This is a genomic window from Clostridium sardiniense (genome assembly GCF_050584765.1).
In the GTDB taxonomy this organism is placed as follows: domain Bacteria; phylum Bacillota; class Clostridia; order Clostridiales; family Clostridiaceae; genus Clostridium; species Clostridium sardiniense_A.
Genome location: NZ_JBNOOR010000006.1, coordinates 1 through 17313, shown reverse-complemented (window position 1 = coordinate 17313; position 17313 = coordinate 1). Strand labels below are relative to the sequence as shown.

Below are 17313 nucleotides of genomic sequence, written 5' to 3'. Positions count from 1 at the left end.
AATAGAAAAAGGAGGATTAACATAGTGGATCTAAATATAATTCAAATAACATTAGTTATTATTATTGCATTTTTAGCTGGGATGGGAGGTATCCTAGATGAATTCCAATTTCAACAACCTCTAGTTGCATGTACTTTAATCGGAGCAGTTACAGGTAACTTAATACCATGTCTAATCTTAGGTGGTAGTCTTCAAATGATTGCCTTAGGTTGGGCAAATATCGGTGCTGCCGTAGCACCTGATGCAGCATTAGCATCTGTTGCAGCTGCAATTATTCTAGTTCTTAGTGGAGAGGGTCAAGCAGGGATTCCTTCAGCTATCGCTATAGCAATTCCACTAGCAGTTGCAGGACTATTATTAACAATTATTTGTCGTACAATTGCTACAGCATTCGTACACTTTATGGATGCTGCTGCTAAAGAAGGAAATATAAGAAAAGTTGAAATGTGGCATATTATTGCTATTTGTATGCAAGGTGTACGTATAGCAATTCCAGCTGCATTAATCTTAATAATTGGTTCTGGTCCTATTAGTGCATTACTTACTGCTATGCCAGCTTGGTTAACAGACGGTTTAGCTGTAGGTGGAGGAATGGTTGTAGCCGTTGGTTATGCAATGGTAATCAATATGATGGCAACAAAAGAAGTATGGCCATTCTTCGCAATTGGTTTTGTATTAGCAACTATTCCACAAATTACACTTATGGGATTAGGTGCAATAGGTGTAGCAATAGCGCTTATTTACTTAGCACTTAGTAAAAAAGGTGGCTCAGGTAATGGTGGATCAAATACAGGAGATCCAATAGGCGATATTATCGATAGTTATTAAGAAGGGAGAAAAGACGAAAATGGAAAAAAATTTAAAGTTAACAAAAAGAGACCGTCTTTCTATTTGGTGGCGTTCAACTTTCATTCAAGGATCTTGGAACTATGAAAGAATGCAAAATGGTGGTTGGGCATACTCATTAATTCCTGCAATCAAAAAATTATATAAAACTAAAGAAGAAAGATCAGCAGCATTAACACGTCACTTAGAATTCTTCAACACTCACCCATATGTAGCTTCACCTATTATTGGGGTAACATTAGCATTAGAAGAAGATCGTGCAAATGGATCACCAGTTGACGATGTAACTATTCAAGGTGTTAAAGTTGGTATGATGGGACCTTTAGCAGGTATCGGAGATCCTGTTTTCTGGTTTACTGTTAGACCTATATTAGGAGCATTAGGTGCTTCACTTGCTATGGCAGGTAACATTCTTGGACCTATTATATTCTTCTTCGGTTGGAATATTATACGTATGGCATTTACTTGGTATACACAAGAACTTGGTTACAAAGCAGGTTCTCGTATTACAGAAGATTTATCAGGTAATTTATTACAAGAAATTACAAAGGGAGCATCCATACTTGGTATGTTCATCTTAGGGTCATTAGTTAATAGATGGGTATCTATTAAATTTACTCCAGTAATATCAACTGTTCAGTTAAGTCCAGGTGCTTATATTGATTGGGGTAGCCTTCCTGCTGGAGCAGAAGGTATGAAACAAGCGTTAATCCAACAATCAGCGGGCTTATCATTAACTCCTGATAAGGTTACAACATTACAAGGTAACTTGGATTCATTAATTCCTGGTCTTGCAGGATTATTATTAACACTTCTTTGTATGTGGTTACTTAAGAAGAAGGTATCTCCAATTGTAATTATTCTTGCTTTATTTATAATTGGTATTGTCTTCCACTTAATAGGTTTAATGTAATATTTCTATTCAGCCTGGGTTAGTGTAATATTTTTTACTTAGCCTGGGCTTTTTTTAACATAAATAAGTTAAAGTAGAGTGAAGAAAATAATTTTTATGATATTATAGAATATAAGAATAAATATTTAATTTTGAGCCAATGGGTTCTTGATTCTTTTAAGAAATATATGAATAAAATATAATGTATATACTAAGTAGAAAAGAGGTAGAATATATGGTTGAATCACTTAATACAAAGGTAGATTTAGTAGTTGATGCAACAGCTTTTACAGGTCTTACGGATTATGGAAGAATAATGATTGGTGACAAGGGCTTTGAATTTTACAATTCTCGTGATGTTCAAAAATTCATTCAAATTCCTTGGGAAGAGATTGATTATGTTATTGTATCCGTAATACTAAAAGGAAAGTGGATTCCACGATATGCGATTAAAACTAAGAAAAATGGTACATATTCTTTTTCATCTAAAGAAACAAAGAAAGTACTTCGCACTATTAGAAATTACGTTGATCCAAATCACATAGTTAAGTCATTAAGCTTTTTTGATGTTGTCAAACGAGGGGTAAAATCTATATTTAAGAAGAAATGATATTAAAGGATTTTGTACTTGGTATAATAAAACTGGGCAGAAAGATAATAGAAAGCGAGCAAACAGATTATGTCAAGATGTTCATTTGATAAAGAGATTAAACTTTCAGTAGTTAGACCCATTGTAAAAGAAAGCTTTTCTATAAAAGAGTTTAGTAAAGAGTTTAATATTCATGCAAATATCTTGTATCGTTGGATTCAAGGATATATAAAGTATGGAGGTAGAGCGTTTCCGTGTAAAGGAAACGCTCTTTTTTGATGTTCAATATGTAAAAGTAAAAATTAACGCCTAGAGTTTAAAGAAACCATGAGATAAAATAACGGATATCAATTCTAAGTGGATGAATATATTATGCAGCAGTATCATTACATTTATTTGTTAAAAAAATATCAAAATATCCTTTATGACCAAAACTTATTTTAAATTTTCATAATATTTCAATGTATTAAATTTGCTGATATCATTTAGTTATAGTAAACGATAACAAAAAGGAAGGATGATATAAATGAATTATTTTGAAGAAAGCCTAAAATTACATGAAGAAAAAGTTGGAAAGATTGAAGTGACAAGTAAGGTAAAAGTTGAAACAAGAGACGATTTAAGTTTAGCTTATACACCAGGAGTTGCAGAACCTTGTAGAAAAATCCATGAAAATGAAGAAAACGTATACAAATATACTTCAAAGGGTAATTTAGTTGCTGTAGTAACAGATGGGTCAGCAGTTCTTGGTTTAGGAGACATAGGACCAAAGGCCGGATTACCTGTAATGGAAGGTAAAGCAGTATTATTCAAAGAATTTGCAGGAGTAGATGCTTTCCCAATTTGTTTAGCGACAAATGATGTAGATGAAATAGTAAAAACTGTTAAGCTTATAGCTCCTGGATTTGGAGGAATTAATTTAGAGGATATTGGAGCACCAAGATGCTTTGAAGTTGAAGAGAAATTAAAGAAAGAACTTGATATACCTGTATTCCATGATGATCAACACGGAACAGCTATAGTTGTTCTAGCTGGATTTATAAATGCTCTAAAGGTTGTTGGAAAGAAGATAGAGGATATTAAGGTAGTAGTAAATGGTGCTGGAGCAGCAGGAACTGCAATATCAAAATTATTATTATCATCTGGAGTTAAGAATTTAATTGCTTGTGATAGAGTAGGGATTCTTTATGATGGGATTGAAAATGTTGATGATGATAAAAAGGAACTAGCTAAGATTACTAATCCAGATAAGATTCAAGGTACTTTAGCTGATGCATTAGTAGGGGCTGATGTATTTATAGGTGTATCTGCACCAGGAATTGTATCAAAGGATATGGTAAGAAGTATGAATAATGACTCAATACTTTTTGCAATGGCAAATCCAACTCCAGAAATTATGCCAGACGAAGCAAAAGAGGCAGGTGCAAGGGTAGTAGGAACAGGGCGTTCAGATTTCCCAAATCAAGTTAACAACGTGTTAGCCTTCCCAGGTATATTTAGAGGCGCTTTAGATGTTAGAGCAAAAGAAATAAATGAGGAAATGAAAATAGCAGCAGCATATGCTATAGCTTCAATAATTAAAGATGAGGAATTAAATGAAGACAATGTAATTCCATATGCTTTAGATAAAACTGTTGCAGCTAATGTAGCTGAGGCAATAAAAAAGGCAGCAAAAGAAAGTGGTTCTGCAAGATTATAGAATAGATAAAAATAGGAGGGGATTAATATGCAAATTCCAATTAAGAAAACACTCGATAAAATTCCAGGCGGTATGATGGTTGTTCCACTTTTCTTAGGAGTATTAGTTAATACATTTTTCCCAGAGTTTCTGAAGATTGGTGGATTTACAACAGCATTATTCAGCGCAAAGGCATCATCAACAATTTTAGCTTGTTTTATGTTTTTAATTGGTTCACAAATTCATTTTAAACTAGCACCAAAGGCATTAAAGAAAGGTGTACTATTAATAACAGGGAAATTTATAGTAGGTGCTGGAATTGGTATATTTGTAGGAAAAGTTTTTGGACCTGCCGGAGTACTAGGTTTATCACCATTAGCTATCCTTGCAGCATTAACAAATTGTAATGGTGGATTATATGCATCTCTTGCTTCACAATATGGTGATGAAACTGATGTAGGTGCTTATGCTTTATTATCTTTAAAAGATGGTCCATTCTTTACATTAGTTGCATTAGGTGCGTCAGGACTTGCTCAAGTTCCTATTAAGTCACTTGTAGCAGTATTAATTCCAATAATAATAGGTATGATTTTAGGAAATATTGATTCTGATATGAGAGCTTTCCTTGGAAGCAGTAAATTATTATTAATCCCATTCTTCTCATTCCCATTAGGTGCAGGAATGGATCTTACAACTATTATAAAAGCTGGAGGTCCTGGTATATTATTAGGAATAATAGCTTCATTAACTGGGATAGGAGCATTTATATTACTAAAATTATTTAAAGAAGAGCCTATAATTGGACTAGCAACAGGCTCGACTGCGGGAAATGCCGTAGCCACACCAGCTGCTGTTGCAGCAATAGACCCAACAGTAGCTGTTATAGCAGCTACAGCTACAGCACAGGTTGCAGCCGCATGTGTAGTATCTGCTATTGTTTGTCCGTTCATTGTCTCTTATGCATTTAAGGTTCTCAGAAAGAATAAATTAAAAAAATTAGATGCCGAAGTTGACAGTGAAGTTGCTGCAGGATAAAAGATGATTAATAAAATTTTTATATAATAAGAATATTTTACTATAAGAAGTATTATAGAGAAAAATAAATTAATGAATACGGAATTTACCTTATGAATAAAGGTTAAATAAAATATATTACATACATACTAAATTAAACACGGAAAAATGGAAGACAATAATGGAAGAAGTGCTATATAATAGGATTAAAATATCTATTCCTATATTAAATCTTCTATCTGTATTTATAGTCTTCTATGATTCCGTGTTTTTAGCTTTTTAATTATAAAACTTAGATATGCATATATTAAGGTCGAGGTGATGAATGTGAAAAAACCGATGAAGTTGCAAACAAAGTTGACTATACTGATTATCATAGTAGTATTTATGTCTATATCCATAATCATTTTTTCTGTTGCCTCATGGATGAATAGAGATATTGAAAGTGAGGCTAAAACAAATGTTATGAATGTAGCTGAGATGGTAGCTCACTCTACAGAAATAATAGATGCATTGAAGATAAAGGACCCTAATAGAAATATTGCACCGTATATTGATATGCAGCTTAAAACTTTGGAACATATTGAGTACATAATAGTAGCAGATACTGAAGGAATTAGATATTCTCACCCTAATTCGAATATGATAGGTAAAAAATTTATGGGAGGAGATGAGCTTAGCGTACTTAAAAAGGGAGAGACATATATTTCTGAGGCTACTGGAACACTAGGAAAATCCTTGAGGGCTTTTGCTCCAATATATGATGAAAATAATGGAGAGATAGGCTTTGTCTGTGTTGGCACACTTATACAAAGTATTGGAGAAGCTAAGCATATGGCCATATTATACATAATATTAACTTCTTTTGTTGGTTTGACGGTAGGTATAGTAGGAGCATTTTTGCTATCAAATAATATAAAGAATACTTTACTAGGTCTTGAACCTGATGAAATAACGAAGCTTTATAATGAAAAGATGGGAATTCTCGGTGCCATTCATGAAGGGCTAATAGCTGTTGATAATAAAGGTGATATTACACTTATAAATGATTCAGCATTAAATATAGTTCACTATGAAAATAATATTGATAAAAACGATATCATAGGAAAGAACATAGAGGAAATTTTTCCTACAACACGTTTGAATACAGTATTGGAGACCGGGGAGTGTGAATTTGAAAAAGAGCAGATAATAAATAATACTGTAATAATGACTAATAGAATTCCTATAAATGATAGAGGGAAGGTTGTAGGGGCCATTGCTACATTTAGGGATAAAACTGAGGTGACAAGATTAGCAGAAGAACTTACTGGTGCAAAGAAGATGGCATGGTCACTTAGGGCTCAAAACCATGAATTTATGAATAAGCTCCATACTATTGCAGGGTTAATACAGCTTGAAGAGTATGATGAAGCACTACAATTTATATCTGATGTTGCTAAAAGTAGGAATGAAATAAGCAGTATTTTGACTCAAAGAATAAAGGATCCGTCTTTATCAGCGATATTACTTTCTAAGTATAATAAGGCTGAAGAAAGTAGAGTTAAGTTCAAAATTGATGAAGAATCAAACCTTAAGTCTCTACCTAAGCATATGACATCTGAAGGGATCGTATCAATAGTAGGCAACTTAATTGAAAATTCCTTAGATGCAGTTAGCAATGATGGTAATGGAGAAATTTATATAAAAATAGAAGAGAAAAAGGATTTCCTTCAAATAATAGTTAAGGATAATGGTCCTGGTATTAAAGAAGAATATATTAATAAAATTTATGAGCAAGGCTTTACCACTAAAGAAGGGCAAAGAGGCCATGGCATGTATATTGTAAGAAAAATAATAGAAGAGGCTAATGGGAGAATTGAAGTTAAGTTAGATAAAGGAGTTAATTGGGATATTACTATACCTATGGTAAGGAGTGAAGAATTTGATTGAAGTAATGATCGTTGAAGATGATCCAATGGTACGAGACATAAATTCAAGATTCTTAAAAAGGGTTGAAGGCTTTAATTTATATAAAGCAGTAGGAAATCTTACTGAAGCTAAAAAATTTATTATGATAAGGAAGCCAGATTTAATATTACTAGATGTTTTCCTGCCAAAGGAAAATGGTATCGACCTTTTAAAATGGCTTAGAAGTGAAGATGTTGATGTTGATGTAATATTAATTACTGCAGATAAGACCATAGAAAGAGTTCAGGAGGCTTTTAGATATGGAACGATAGATTATTTAATAAAGCCATTTAATTTTGAGAGATTTAAGGAGTCACTTATTCAATTCAAGGAAAGATACTATGAATTTAAAAAAGGAGATGAAATTGAGCAAGGAGCATTAGACAAATTAATTTCAAATGTCTCTATATCTCAAGAAGGAGAAGGACTTGCAAAAGGTCTTAATAAATATACTTATAAATCTATATGGGAAGAAATTGAGCGAAGAGATGATGAATACTTTACAGCTGAAGAATTATCAGAAAAAATAAAGGTAGCTCGAGTTACTGTTAGAAGGTATTTGGAATATATGGAGAAGGAAGGGCTATTAGAAAAACTAGTTGAGTACGGAAAAGTAGGAAGACCACAGCATAAATTTAGAAGGATATAAAGTATATAAAAAATATCATAAAAAGTAGTACATAAAGACAATTTATAAAATTAGATAAATTTTATAAGATTGTATAAAATATAAAAAGGAGAAATAAAATATATATTAGAGTTTTATTAGATTGAAAGTAGTATTAAATAGTTAAGATAATATAATTCTGAATAGTAAAACATAATTTAAATCAATGAAATTTTACATAACATATGACAGAAGCTTATAAAAAGGTTAATTAAAAAAATATAGGGAAATATATGCTATAATTTATTTTATTACATACATTTTAAAATTTATAACAAAGGATGAAGAGCGGTATGAAAAAATTTTTAAGTTTATGCGTTGCTGGAGGCTATAGCATTATAATAGGAGCAGCGGTTGGAGCTGTTACATGGCTATTTTTAACTTTAATATTTAGTGGAATAGATTTGATATGGTACGATTTTATATTTAAAATGAATAATGTTTATTTAGTTCTAGCTGTATGTATTTTAGGTGGAATTATTGTAGGACTATGTCAAAAATATTTTGGGAAGTATCCCAAAACTATGCAAACTGTTTTAGTAGAATTTAAAGAAACTAAAAGAGTTGAATATAAATCATTGCCTAAATCAATAATATCAGCATTATTTGTTCTTTGGTTTGGAGCAAGTCTTGGACCAGAAGCTGCTTTAAGTGGAATCATAGGAGGATTAGTTACCTTAGCCGGTGATTTTCTTAAATATGGATTTAAAAGACAAGAAATTAGTGACGATTTTAATGAAACAGTAATCGAATCAAGTATAGAAGCAACTATAGGAATTATATTTGCTGCCCCATTATACGGGTTTTATAACATAATAAGTGACAAAGATAGAATGAAAAGAGTTAAGACGGTAATATATGTATTAACTGTAGCTTCCGGTTTTTATATATTTGAGTTATTATCTCAATTAGATAACAGGGCATCATTTATAACAAGATTCTCAAAGGCTGATATAGGTGGAAAAGAAATACTATTCTTTATCCCTCTTTTAATAATAGGGCTTTTACTAACATTATATTATGATAAGCTTGGAGTTATATTAAGGAAGATATTAAAACCTTTAGAAAATTACAAAGTAATAAAAGCAATTTTAGGTGGAATTATGTTAGGTATATTAGGTATAACAATACCATATATATTTTTCTCTGGTGAACATGCGCTTAGAGATTTAATATCAAACTGGGAGAGCATAGGGATAATTTCGCTTCTTATAATATGCTTTTTTAAGCTTTTAGCAACAGAATTCTGTATTTCAACAGGCTGGATTGGAGGACATATTTTCCCGGTAATGTTTTCTGGAGTTGCCATGGGATTTGCTTTTTCAAGTATATTTGGGATAGATCCAGTATTTTCAGCATGTATAGTTTCAACTACATTTATGAGTGCAGTGATGAAAAGTTACATTGTAGCAATATTTTTACTTATATTATTTTTCCCAGTAAATCTTGCTATCTTTATAATAATAGCTGCTATATTAGGCGTGGAACTTATAAAAAAAATAGAATTAAAAAAAGCAAAAAGAATGAATAATTAATTATTCATTCTTTTATTTTAGTATTATATTAATTGTATTATGGATTTATAAGTTGTAGTTATCATAAAAATTGTCTCCTTCAATCGATATATTAATTGAAGGAGATGTAATAATAAAACAGTCATATTAAATTAGTACGGCTGCTTTTATTATTAGAATTTATAACCGTATAAAAATATATTGAGTTCTTCTTGAGAGTAATCAAGATATATTTTTTTTTCATTTAGACGTTTAAAGTTTTGACTGTCATAAAATCCATAGTTACAAATACTATCTGTATATAGATACATAGATTTTACATCAATACTTTTCATATAATTATATAAATAATTCATTAAGGTCTTTCCAACTCCAAAACCTCTAGATTCTTTTGACACAATAAATAATTCTATACAACCTTCGAAATCATCTTCTTTTCCTTTTATAATCTCATCATATGTTTCTCGAATTTTTGAGAATTCTTTTAATGCTTTTTTATTTTCTTTATTAGCTATGAATATCTTAAATATACTATATATAAAACTTAAAGTATTGTGCATTTTCTTTAAACGATTTTTATCTTTTTCTGAGCTGGCTAAAATTATACCAACTACTTTATTATTCTTTTCTGCTACCTTACTAAATGAACTGTCTATAATACATTCTTGTAGATAGCAGTTTAGCAGTGAATCTAAAAAATTTTCATCTTTTATAAATTCATTAATGTGAAACGCTTCTCCAATTAATTCTTTAATACGCTTATAATCTTCTTTAGTTACATCCCTATATATTACTTCATCCATGTTTATATGCCTCACTTCATATTATTAAATTTATTATCTATTATGAATGCCTTATTATGATAATAATATATCCCCTAAGAGTAGAGTCAACGAAAATTTAAGAGAAATATAAAAGCCGTATTGCAAAGATTTCAATACGTTTTTTATTATTATATATCTTATGATAATATAATAATAAATTCATTCAATAAGGGAGGTAGAAGAGATGTATGGAGTAGATGATATTATATACGAATGTCCAGTGGAAGCTTTATCAAGTATATTAGGAAAGAAATGGGTAGGGTCTATAATTTGGGCACTACAGAAAGAAAAAAAGAGATTTGGTGAGCTAGAGAGAAGTATATCAGGATGTAGTAAAAAAATGTTATCTCAACAATTAGAATTATTAATTGACCAAGGGATTATGGTAAATGATAAAAAAATAGAAAACAATACAGTGGAGTCTGTATACTATTTAAGTGAAGCAGGTTTATTACTTCTACCTGTGATGGAAAAGATGATTGGATGGAGTAATGAAAACCTTAAGTGTGGTGAATAATATAAGTATAAATACTAAAATATAGATATAGAATTTAATTAAGTAGGTTAAGAACCTCATTTAGAGAATTTTAAAAGTCTTAAAGTTATAAAATTAAATAATTAAATTCAGCATGACATAAAGAGTTATATTAAAAAATATGTAGTAATATAAATTGAGCTAGGTAAAATTACCTAGCTCTTTTATATAAATTAATTCTTTAGTTCTTTTATCTTTATAAGGAGATTATTATACTCATCTTCTAATAAGCTTTTCTTATTAACATCTGGCTCTGTTGATATTAAAGAAATAATCTCAGAAAATCTATTCTCTAATAAAATAAGATTATCTTTATTTTGTTTTTCTTTTAAATCTATTTTAGGTTTATTTTTAAAAGTTATATAATCATCATAACTACCAGAGAATTCATTAATTTTATTATTATCTATTTCTAAAATATAATCACATATATTAGATATAAACTTTCTATCATGAGATACTATAATCAATGTTTTATTACAATTAATAAGTGCAGATTCAAGGGATTCCATGGATTTAATATCTAGGTAGTTAGTAGGCTCATCTAAAATAAGTAGGTTGTTATCAGATAATAAGACCTTACAAAGCGCTATCTTTACTTTTTCACCACCACTCAATAAAGAGACTTGTTTAAATACATCATCTCCCTTAAATCCAAATCCGTCTAAGTTTGTTCTAACAAAACTCTCATCATAGGAACAATCTCTAAGTATATTTTTTAATATTGATTCATTATCGTTTAATATATATTGAGATTGATCAAAGTATCCTATAACAACATTATCCAAAACTTTTATATTATTTTTATTAGAAATAATATCTTTAAGCAAAGTACTTTTGCCACAGCCGTTATTACCAATAAGAGCTACCTTTTTGCCATTTTTTATTTTAAAGCTAGCATCCTTAAGCAATAATTTATCACCTGCAAGTAAATTAAGATGTTTAACTTCTATAAGGTTCTTAGAGGCTATTTTTAAATTATCTTGAACCGTAATATTGATTTCTTTTATAGCTTGAGGTTTTTCCTTAACCTCAAGATGATCAATCCTACTTTTTAGAGCTTTCATATTGTTATCTAAATTTTTCTTTGCCTTTTGACCGCCCATTTTGTGCAATCTAGCTTCAGAATTACCCATCCTTTTAGGTGTTCTTCTTATGCTATCTTTTATATTTTGCTTATTAAGGATAGCATTTTCAAGATGTTTCTTTTCATTTACATAAGCAACATACTCAGTTTCAGATCTTTGTCTTTCTAAAGTTTTAAGTTCTAAATACTTAGAGTAATTTCCTTTATAAACTTTAATTTTTCCATCTTCAATTTCAATAATAGTATTACATAATGCATCTAAAAAATTTCTGTCATGAGAAACTAAAAGTAATGCACCATTATAATTTTTAAGCATTTTTTCAAGTATTTCAATGCTATATCCATCTAAATTTGCAGTTGGTTCATCTGCAATAATTAAATTTTTATTTTCACTTAAAGCTTTTGCTATTTTAAACTTAACTTTTTCACCACCTGATAAAAAGTCATCATACTCAAAAGGTGCATTAAATACATTTTTAAAATTATTATCTAAAAACTTTTCATTAGTATCTTCTGTCTGACTTATATAAGCAAAACTTTTGGTTATATAAACATTACCCTCATCAATAGGCAGAGCATTTATCAATGCTTTTATAAGTGTAGTTTTTCCAGCACCATTAACACCTACTAAACCTATTCTATCACCGTCTAAAATTTCTAATTTATCTATATCTAAAATTAATCTATCACCATAATATTTTTTTACTTTATTTAATCTTGCTAAAGACATAAAAAATCCCTCCTATAAAATATAGGAGAGTATATATAGCCATTTAAAAGGACAAATATAAATACCTCACTATAATCTACTCTCCCTAAATTTAAGCACAACAAAAAAGCTCCAAATAAATACTTTTTTATTGTAATCAAAATTTGAAAAATAGATTATATTCTCATCTGTGAAACTACCTTTGCCTTCCTTAAAATTTATAATTTTTAATATTAATATATAGTATAGCACTACTTTGAATATATATCCAATGGATAAAAAGAGAAAATTAAAGTAGATTAGTACTTACATTTTAATAAGAATATATCTTAATATGTAATCTAATAAATAGTAAAATTTAATAACATATTATTTAGATATGTACTATTTTAGGCGACTATAGATTTATCTTAGATAAAATTAGGCATAGAAAGGATAGTGTAAGATGTCTATAATAAGAGTAATTATATAAAGTCTAGAAAAGAATAATGTATGGTTTAAATAAGGAGTATTGATTATGGAGTATATAGCTGCTAAAAAGATTGTATCTAATTATATAGAGGATAATTCTTGGTTTGCATTAAATTACACTATGAACATATATAGAGGTTGTTGCCATGGGTGTATATATTGCGATTCAAGGAGTAGTTGCTATCAAATAGTTGATTTTGATAGAGTTAGGGCAAAAGAAAATTCCACTGAAATAATAGAAAGGGATTTAAAGAGTAAAAGAAAGAAAGGGGTAATAGGTATGGGAGCCATGAGTGATCCATACAATCCTTTCGAGAAAAAGTATTGTCTAACAAGAGAGGCATTAAAGCAGGTAGATAAAAGTAATTTTGGAATAAGTATAGCTACAAAAAGTGATTTAATAACAAGGGATATAGATATATTAAAGAAAATACAGGAACATTCCCCTGTATTAATAAAAATAACTATTACCACTTATGATGATAAATTAGCTAAAAGTATAGAACCAAATGTTAGTAGTACTACAGAGCGATTCGATGCAATAAAGAAACTAACTGACAATGGAATATATACAGGTATACTACTGATGCCTATACTTCCTTTTATAAATGATAATAAAGAAAATATAATAAACATAGTAAGAAAAGCACATGAATGCGGAGCTAAATTTATATTTGCCTTTGGTATGGGAGTTACTTTAAGGCAGAATCAAAGAGAATATTATTATAAAAAGTTAAAAGACATATTTGAAGGTGAAGACTTGTCTAAAAAATATATTGAGACATATGGAGATAGATATGAGTATCCATCCATTAATTCAAAGGAATTATGGAAAGTTTTTAAGAGTGAATGTGAGAAATATGGAATCTTATATAAGATGGAAGATATAATTAAAGATTATAAAAGTAAATATGAAGAGGTTCAGATAAGCCTATTTTAAAATTATAAATATATATAAAAGGAGCTATCTATTTTGAGACAGCTCCTTAGCCATATAGAGTTATATTAAAAATATATTATTTAGGATTTTTTATACTTTTAGCAATTAATCCTTTTTTGGGGTTAAAACCAATCATATAACTAGGTTCATTAGTATCGACCTTACCTAATATAAAGCCATTTGAGTTTTCGTTTAGTATCAAGACATTTCCATCAGGTTCTGGTATGAATACATTCTGAACTTGAGTTAAGGAAAGATGAAGGGAAATTATAATCTCATTCATATAGTTATTATCCTTTTTAGTTATTATATCTTGTAATACTTGTATATAATCTAAATCACAATAAATTGGTTGCGAATTCTTTTGATAATATAATTTAAAATCAATATTATTATTTATAGGGATTTGATCGAAATTAATATTTATCTTTTCTGCGATTGGAATATCTAAATTAAAGCTTTTACTTGAGTTAAGATTAAGCTTATTAATAGAATATTTTAAAACTTTAGATATAGAACCTCTTATTATGAGTTCATTATTACCAGTAATTTCAAGGGTGCTTAAGGATATTTTATTTGTATTTTCTGAAATATTTATGTAGCTTTCATTAAAGTTTAATTCTGTAGTTATAGGAATTGAGATTTTCAAATTTGATAATACTACAGGAGCCTTTATTATAAGAGAACCAGGCTTTCCCATAGATACATAGTACTCACAATTTATTTTGTTAGAATTATTTTGATTTTCCATATGCCCTCCTATAGTTTTAAAATAATAACCTAATATAATATATTCATAAATAACAAATTAAATAACAAATAATTTATGCCTACTATATATGTATAAATAAAGAGTGCTGATTATTCATCAACACTCTGCTTGAGACTCATATTAAAATCTTTTAACAAATTAAATTATATTAGCAGCAACTATTAGAACAATTATTTTCTACAGCAAGAGCTGATATGTCTGCTCTTACTAATAAGCCTGCGTCTTCTAAAGTAGCGCTTGTTATTTGAAGTGTATAAGTTGTGCAATCATCGCAGCAATTATTACAATCACAGATTTGGAAACTAAATGATTTATTTGCACCTTTCTCAATTTCATCTGCAAATGTGAAACCTTCACCTACAATTGTAGTACAGCCCTTACAACATTTAACAACTGTGAAAGTTAAAGCAAAGTCATCATCTCCACCACCAGATCCACCACCAGGTCTTGATCCGCCGCCACCAGCTGCTGTGTTTGTTAGTTGTAGATTGACGCTTAAAAGAACTGTAGGATTACATAAATTTCTAGTATCTAAAGTAACACTAGCTATATGAATAGCATTTGTTCCACCAAAAATTTTACCCTCATTATCAATTTTAGGAAGTATACCAGATGAGCCTTTGCCACATCTTAATAAAGCTTTACCACCTTCAGGTGCATCTTTGCAACGTTTTTTACATTCATGACGATCATCGTCGCAATGTCTTCTACATTTGTGACAATCATCGTCGCAGTGTCTTCTACATTCATGACATTCTTCGTGACAACATTTTCTAGGCTCACAACAATCATCGAAATTACATTCACAATCGTCAAAGCAATTTTGTTTTTCTTGCATCATTTTCATAAATCCCTCCACAAAGTTTAAAAATTTTTATAAATACTTTGTTTCTTCAACAAATTATTTGTTTTTCTTCATAGTACATTGTATGAACGAGGGAGAAAAATGTGTTATTTTAAATTAAAAAATAGAAATGATTATTTTAAAATATGCTGTCGTAGATATTAAGCATAATAAAATATTTGCAGCTATTTGAGTATATATAGATAATAATTATATGTATACAGTTTATATGAATGATTTTAGAGTTATTTAATGATATATAGAGGATTACGTAAATACTTTATTATTATGAATTTATATGTTCAAATTTTGCGTAGTTAAATATGATAGAATATATAATAAGAAATTTATAGATATTTGAGGGTAGCAGATGGTAGAGTTACTAGGGAGGAATAATAATGTATGCAGTAGATGTATTTTTAGATAATAAATCATCAAGATATGTAACTTCAATTTGGGAAGCACTAAGTAGCAGTGGGATAGATTCAAGTTTAAAGGATACAGATGGATTAGCACCACATATAACGTTAGCAATTTATGAAGATATAGATGAAGATAAGTTTATAGCAAAAATGAAGGAATTTAAATCAAAACTAAAAATAATAGATACTAGATTCGATGCCTTAGGGGCATTTCCTACTACAGGGGCATGCTTCATAACTCCGGTAATTACAGAGGCTTTATTAGACTATCATAAAGAATACTATGATTTCTTTAAAGAGTTTGATGAATCAGCTAGATCGTATTACTTACCAGGAAAGTGGAATCCACATTGTAGTTTGGCTATGGGGTTAAGTAAACAAAAATTAAAAGAGGTATTTAATTTTGTGGTAGATATATATGAGCCATTTGAGGCAAGCTTTGATGGAATTGCTTTATATAAAGTAGAAATGGAAAACGGAAAATTTACAGATAGTATAAGATTATTCTAAAATATATAAAGATTAAGATAAATGTAAGTAGATAGTACAAGGGCTATCTACTTTTTTGATAATTATAATTACTTTAATAATGTAATATATCTTATATAAAATTAATTAAAGTATTTTAGAATATATATTTAATCATATAGAATTAGCTGATATGAGGATATAATTAATAATATATAATTTTAGATCTTAAAGGGAGGTACATGTGAAGAGGATAAAAGGTTTTTTCACGATATTTTCAATTAGTATATTTATATTACTATTTAATATGAGATGTATTTTTAAATCAATTATAGGGGTACCTTGCCCTGGGTGTGGATTAACTAGAGCATGGATAAGCTTTATAAAAGGAAATATATCAGAAGCTTTTTATTGGCATCCATTATTTTTAATGATACCCGTACTAGCAATTTTAATATTATTATACTTTAAAGAAGCATTTATTAAATATAGAAGATATATTCTTATAGCAATAGTGACTATAGTAGGTTTGTATTTTATTGTTTATATAGTTAGAATGATAATTTTATTTCCAAGTATAGAACCATTGGATTATAATAGTCAGTCTTTTATAAATAGATTAATATATTATTATAAATAACCTAATCTATTAAAAGTATATAATATATAAATAGTTAATTTAAAAGAGAAAAATTAGTGAGTGTAGCATATTTTATACATTTAAAAGACTTAATAATAATTGAAAAATAGAAAACTTAGCCAAGCATATCAATGTAAGATAAATGACGAAAAATAGAGTAATATAGAATATAATGAGACTAATCTTATATTAAGCGATTATATTATGTAAATAGTGTCGAAAAACAGTATATAATCATATACATCGGTTGCAGGAAATCGATTCTCGAAAGAGAAAAAACAACTAAATTAAATTCTTAAAAGAAATTAAAAAAGTTGTTGACAAGATTCGATGCAGATGATAAGATAAGTGAGTCGCTTGAGGGCGACGAGATAAAATGGTCTTTGAAAATTGAACAGAATATATAAAACATTTAAACAACCAGCAATTCTTTTTATTAAAGTAAGTTTTA

General features: G+C 29.1%; 17 protein-coding genes. 13 read left to right on the top strand and 4 right to left on the bottom strand.

Translation table 11 applies throughout. The features are described 5' to 3' along the window. Positions 1-24 precede the first annotated feature (24 nt). The 9 genes from ACQPUW_RS16255 (at position 25) to ACQPUW_RS16215 (ending at position 9171) form a co-directional block, all read left to right on the top strand. Positions 25-828, top strand: a complete 804-nt coding sequence (locus ACQPUW_RS16255; protein WP_430838518.1) for a PTS mannose/fructose/sorbose transporter subunit IIC — start codon at positions 25-27, stop codon at positions 826-828. Positions 829-847: 19 nt separating this feature from the next. After that, a complete protein-coding gene (locus ACQPUW_RS16250) occupies positions 848-1759 on the top strand; it encodes a PTS system mannose/fructose/sorbose family transporter subunit IID (protein WP_430838517.1) in 912 nt (303 codons plus the stop codon). A gap of 214 nt (positions 1760-1973) precedes the next feature. Continuing rightward, positions 1974-2348: a DUF956 family protein gene (locus ACQPUW_RS16245; protein ID WP_430838516.1), complete on the top strand. Its 375-nt coding sequence runs from the start codon at positions 1974-1976 to the stop codon at positions 2346-2348. A 69-nt stretch (positions 2349-2417) separates the two neighbouring features. Next, positions 2418-2606 carry a transposase gene (locus ACQPUW_RS16240; protein WP_430838515.1) on the top strand — a complete coding sequence of 63 codons (189 nt, stop codon included), beginning with the start codon at positions 2418-2420 and terminating at the stop codon, positions 2604-2606. A gap of 247 nt (positions 2607-2853) precedes the next feature. Continuing rightward, the gene (locus ACQPUW_RS16235) at positions 2854-4026 is read left to right on the top strand and encodes an NAD(P)-dependent malic enzyme (RefSeq protein ID WP_430838514.1); all 1173 of its coding nucleotides are present in this window, start codon (positions 2854-2856) and stop codon (positions 4024-4026) included. A gap of 27 nt (positions 4027-4053) precedes the next feature. Continuing rightward, positions 4054-5040 (top strand): 2-keto-3-deoxygluconate permease, encoded by a 987-nt coding sequence (locus tag ACQPUW_RS16230; RefSeq protein ID WP_430838513.1) that lies wholly within the window; start codon positions 4054-4056, stop codon positions 5038-5040. A 318-nt stretch (positions 5041-5358) separates the two neighbouring features. Next, on the top strand, positions 5359-6951 hold the full coding sequence (locus tag ACQPUW_RS16225; RefSeq protein WP_430838512.1) for an ATP-binding protein: 1593 nt from the start codon (positions 5359-5361) through the stop codon (positions 6949-6951). Next, positions 6944-7618, top strand: a complete 675-nt coding sequence (locus tag ACQPUW_RS16220) for a response regulator (protein ID WP_430838511.1) — start codon at positions 6944-6946, stop codon at positions 7616-7618. Before ACQPUW_RS16225 ends, ACQPUW_RS16220 begins: the two co-directional genes overlap by 8 nt. 311 nt (positions 7619-7929) lie before the next feature. Further along, a complete protein-coding gene (locus ACQPUW_RS16215; RefSeq protein WP_430838510.1) occupies positions 7930-9171 on the top strand; it encodes a chloride channel protein in 1242 nt (413 codons plus the stop codon). Positions 9172-9323: 152 nt separating this feature from the next. Here ACQPUW_RS16215 and ACQPUW_RS16210 read toward each other — a convergent pair whose 3' ends face one another. Next, on the bottom strand, positions 9324-9953 hold the full coding sequence (locus tag ACQPUW_RS16210; protein WP_430838509.1) for a GNAT family N-acetyltransferase: 630 nt from the start codon (positions 9951-9953) through the stop codon (positions 9324-9326). A 205-nt stretch (positions 9954-10158) separates the two neighbouring features. Between ACQPUW_RS16210 and ACQPUW_RS16205 the strand changes: the two genes are divergently transcribed. Beyond that, positions 10159-10491 (top strand): winged helix-turn-helix transcriptional regulator, encoded by a 333-nt coding sequence (locus tag ACQPUW_RS16205; RefSeq protein ID WP_430838508.1) that lies wholly within the window; start codon positions 10159-10161, stop codon positions 10489-10491. 191 nt (positions 10492-10682) lie between these two features. On the opposite strand, the gene cplR is transcribed toward ACQPUW_RS16205, so the two are convergent. Further along, positions 10683-12326 (bottom strand): ABC-F type ribosomal protection protein CplR, encoded by a 1644-nt coding sequence (gene cplR, locus ACQPUW_RS16200; RefSeq protein WP_430838507.1) that lies wholly within the window; start codon positions 12324-12326, stop codon positions 10683-10685. 496 nt (positions 12327-12822) lie between these two features. On the opposite strand from cplR, the gene ACQPUW_RS16195 reads away from it, so the two are divergent. After that, positions 12823-13716: a radical SAM protein gene (locus ACQPUW_RS16195; protein WP_430838506.1), complete on the top strand. Its 894-nt coding sequence runs from the start codon at positions 12823-12825 to the stop codon at positions 13714-13716. 76 nt (positions 13717-13792) lie between these two features. On the opposite strand, the gene ACQPUW_RS16190 is transcribed toward ACQPUW_RS16195, so the two are convergent. Both ACQPUW_RS16190 and ACQPUW_RS16185 read right to left on the bottom strand, forming a co-directional pair. After that, on the bottom strand, positions 13793-14467 hold the full coding sequence (locus tag ACQPUW_RS16190; protein ID WP_430838505.1) for a hypothetical protein: 675 nt from the start codon (positions 14465-14467) through the stop codon (positions 13793-13795). A 169-nt stretch (positions 14468-14636) separates the two neighbouring features. Continuing rightward, positions 14637-15335, bottom strand: coding sequence for a DUF4489 domain-containing protein (locus tag ACQPUW_RS16185; RefSeq protein WP_430838504.1), 699 nt, complete (start codon positions 15333-15335; stop codon positions 14637-14639). A 395-nt stretch (positions 15336-15730) separates the two neighbouring features. On the opposite strand from ACQPUW_RS16185, the gene ACQPUW_RS16180 reads away from it, so the two are divergent. Further along, a complete protein-coding gene (locus ACQPUW_RS16180; RefSeq protein WP_430838503.1) occupies positions 15731-16264 on the top strand; it encodes a 2'-5' RNA ligase family protein in 534 nt (177 codons plus the stop codon). A gap of 202 nt (positions 16265-16466) precedes the next feature. Further along, complete coding sequence (locus ACQPUW_RS16175) at positions 16467-16862, top strand: DUF2752 domain-containing protein (RefSeq protein WP_430838502.1); 396 nt, start codon at positions 16467-16469, stop codon at positions 16860-16862. Positions 16863-17313 lie beyond the last annotated feature (451 nt).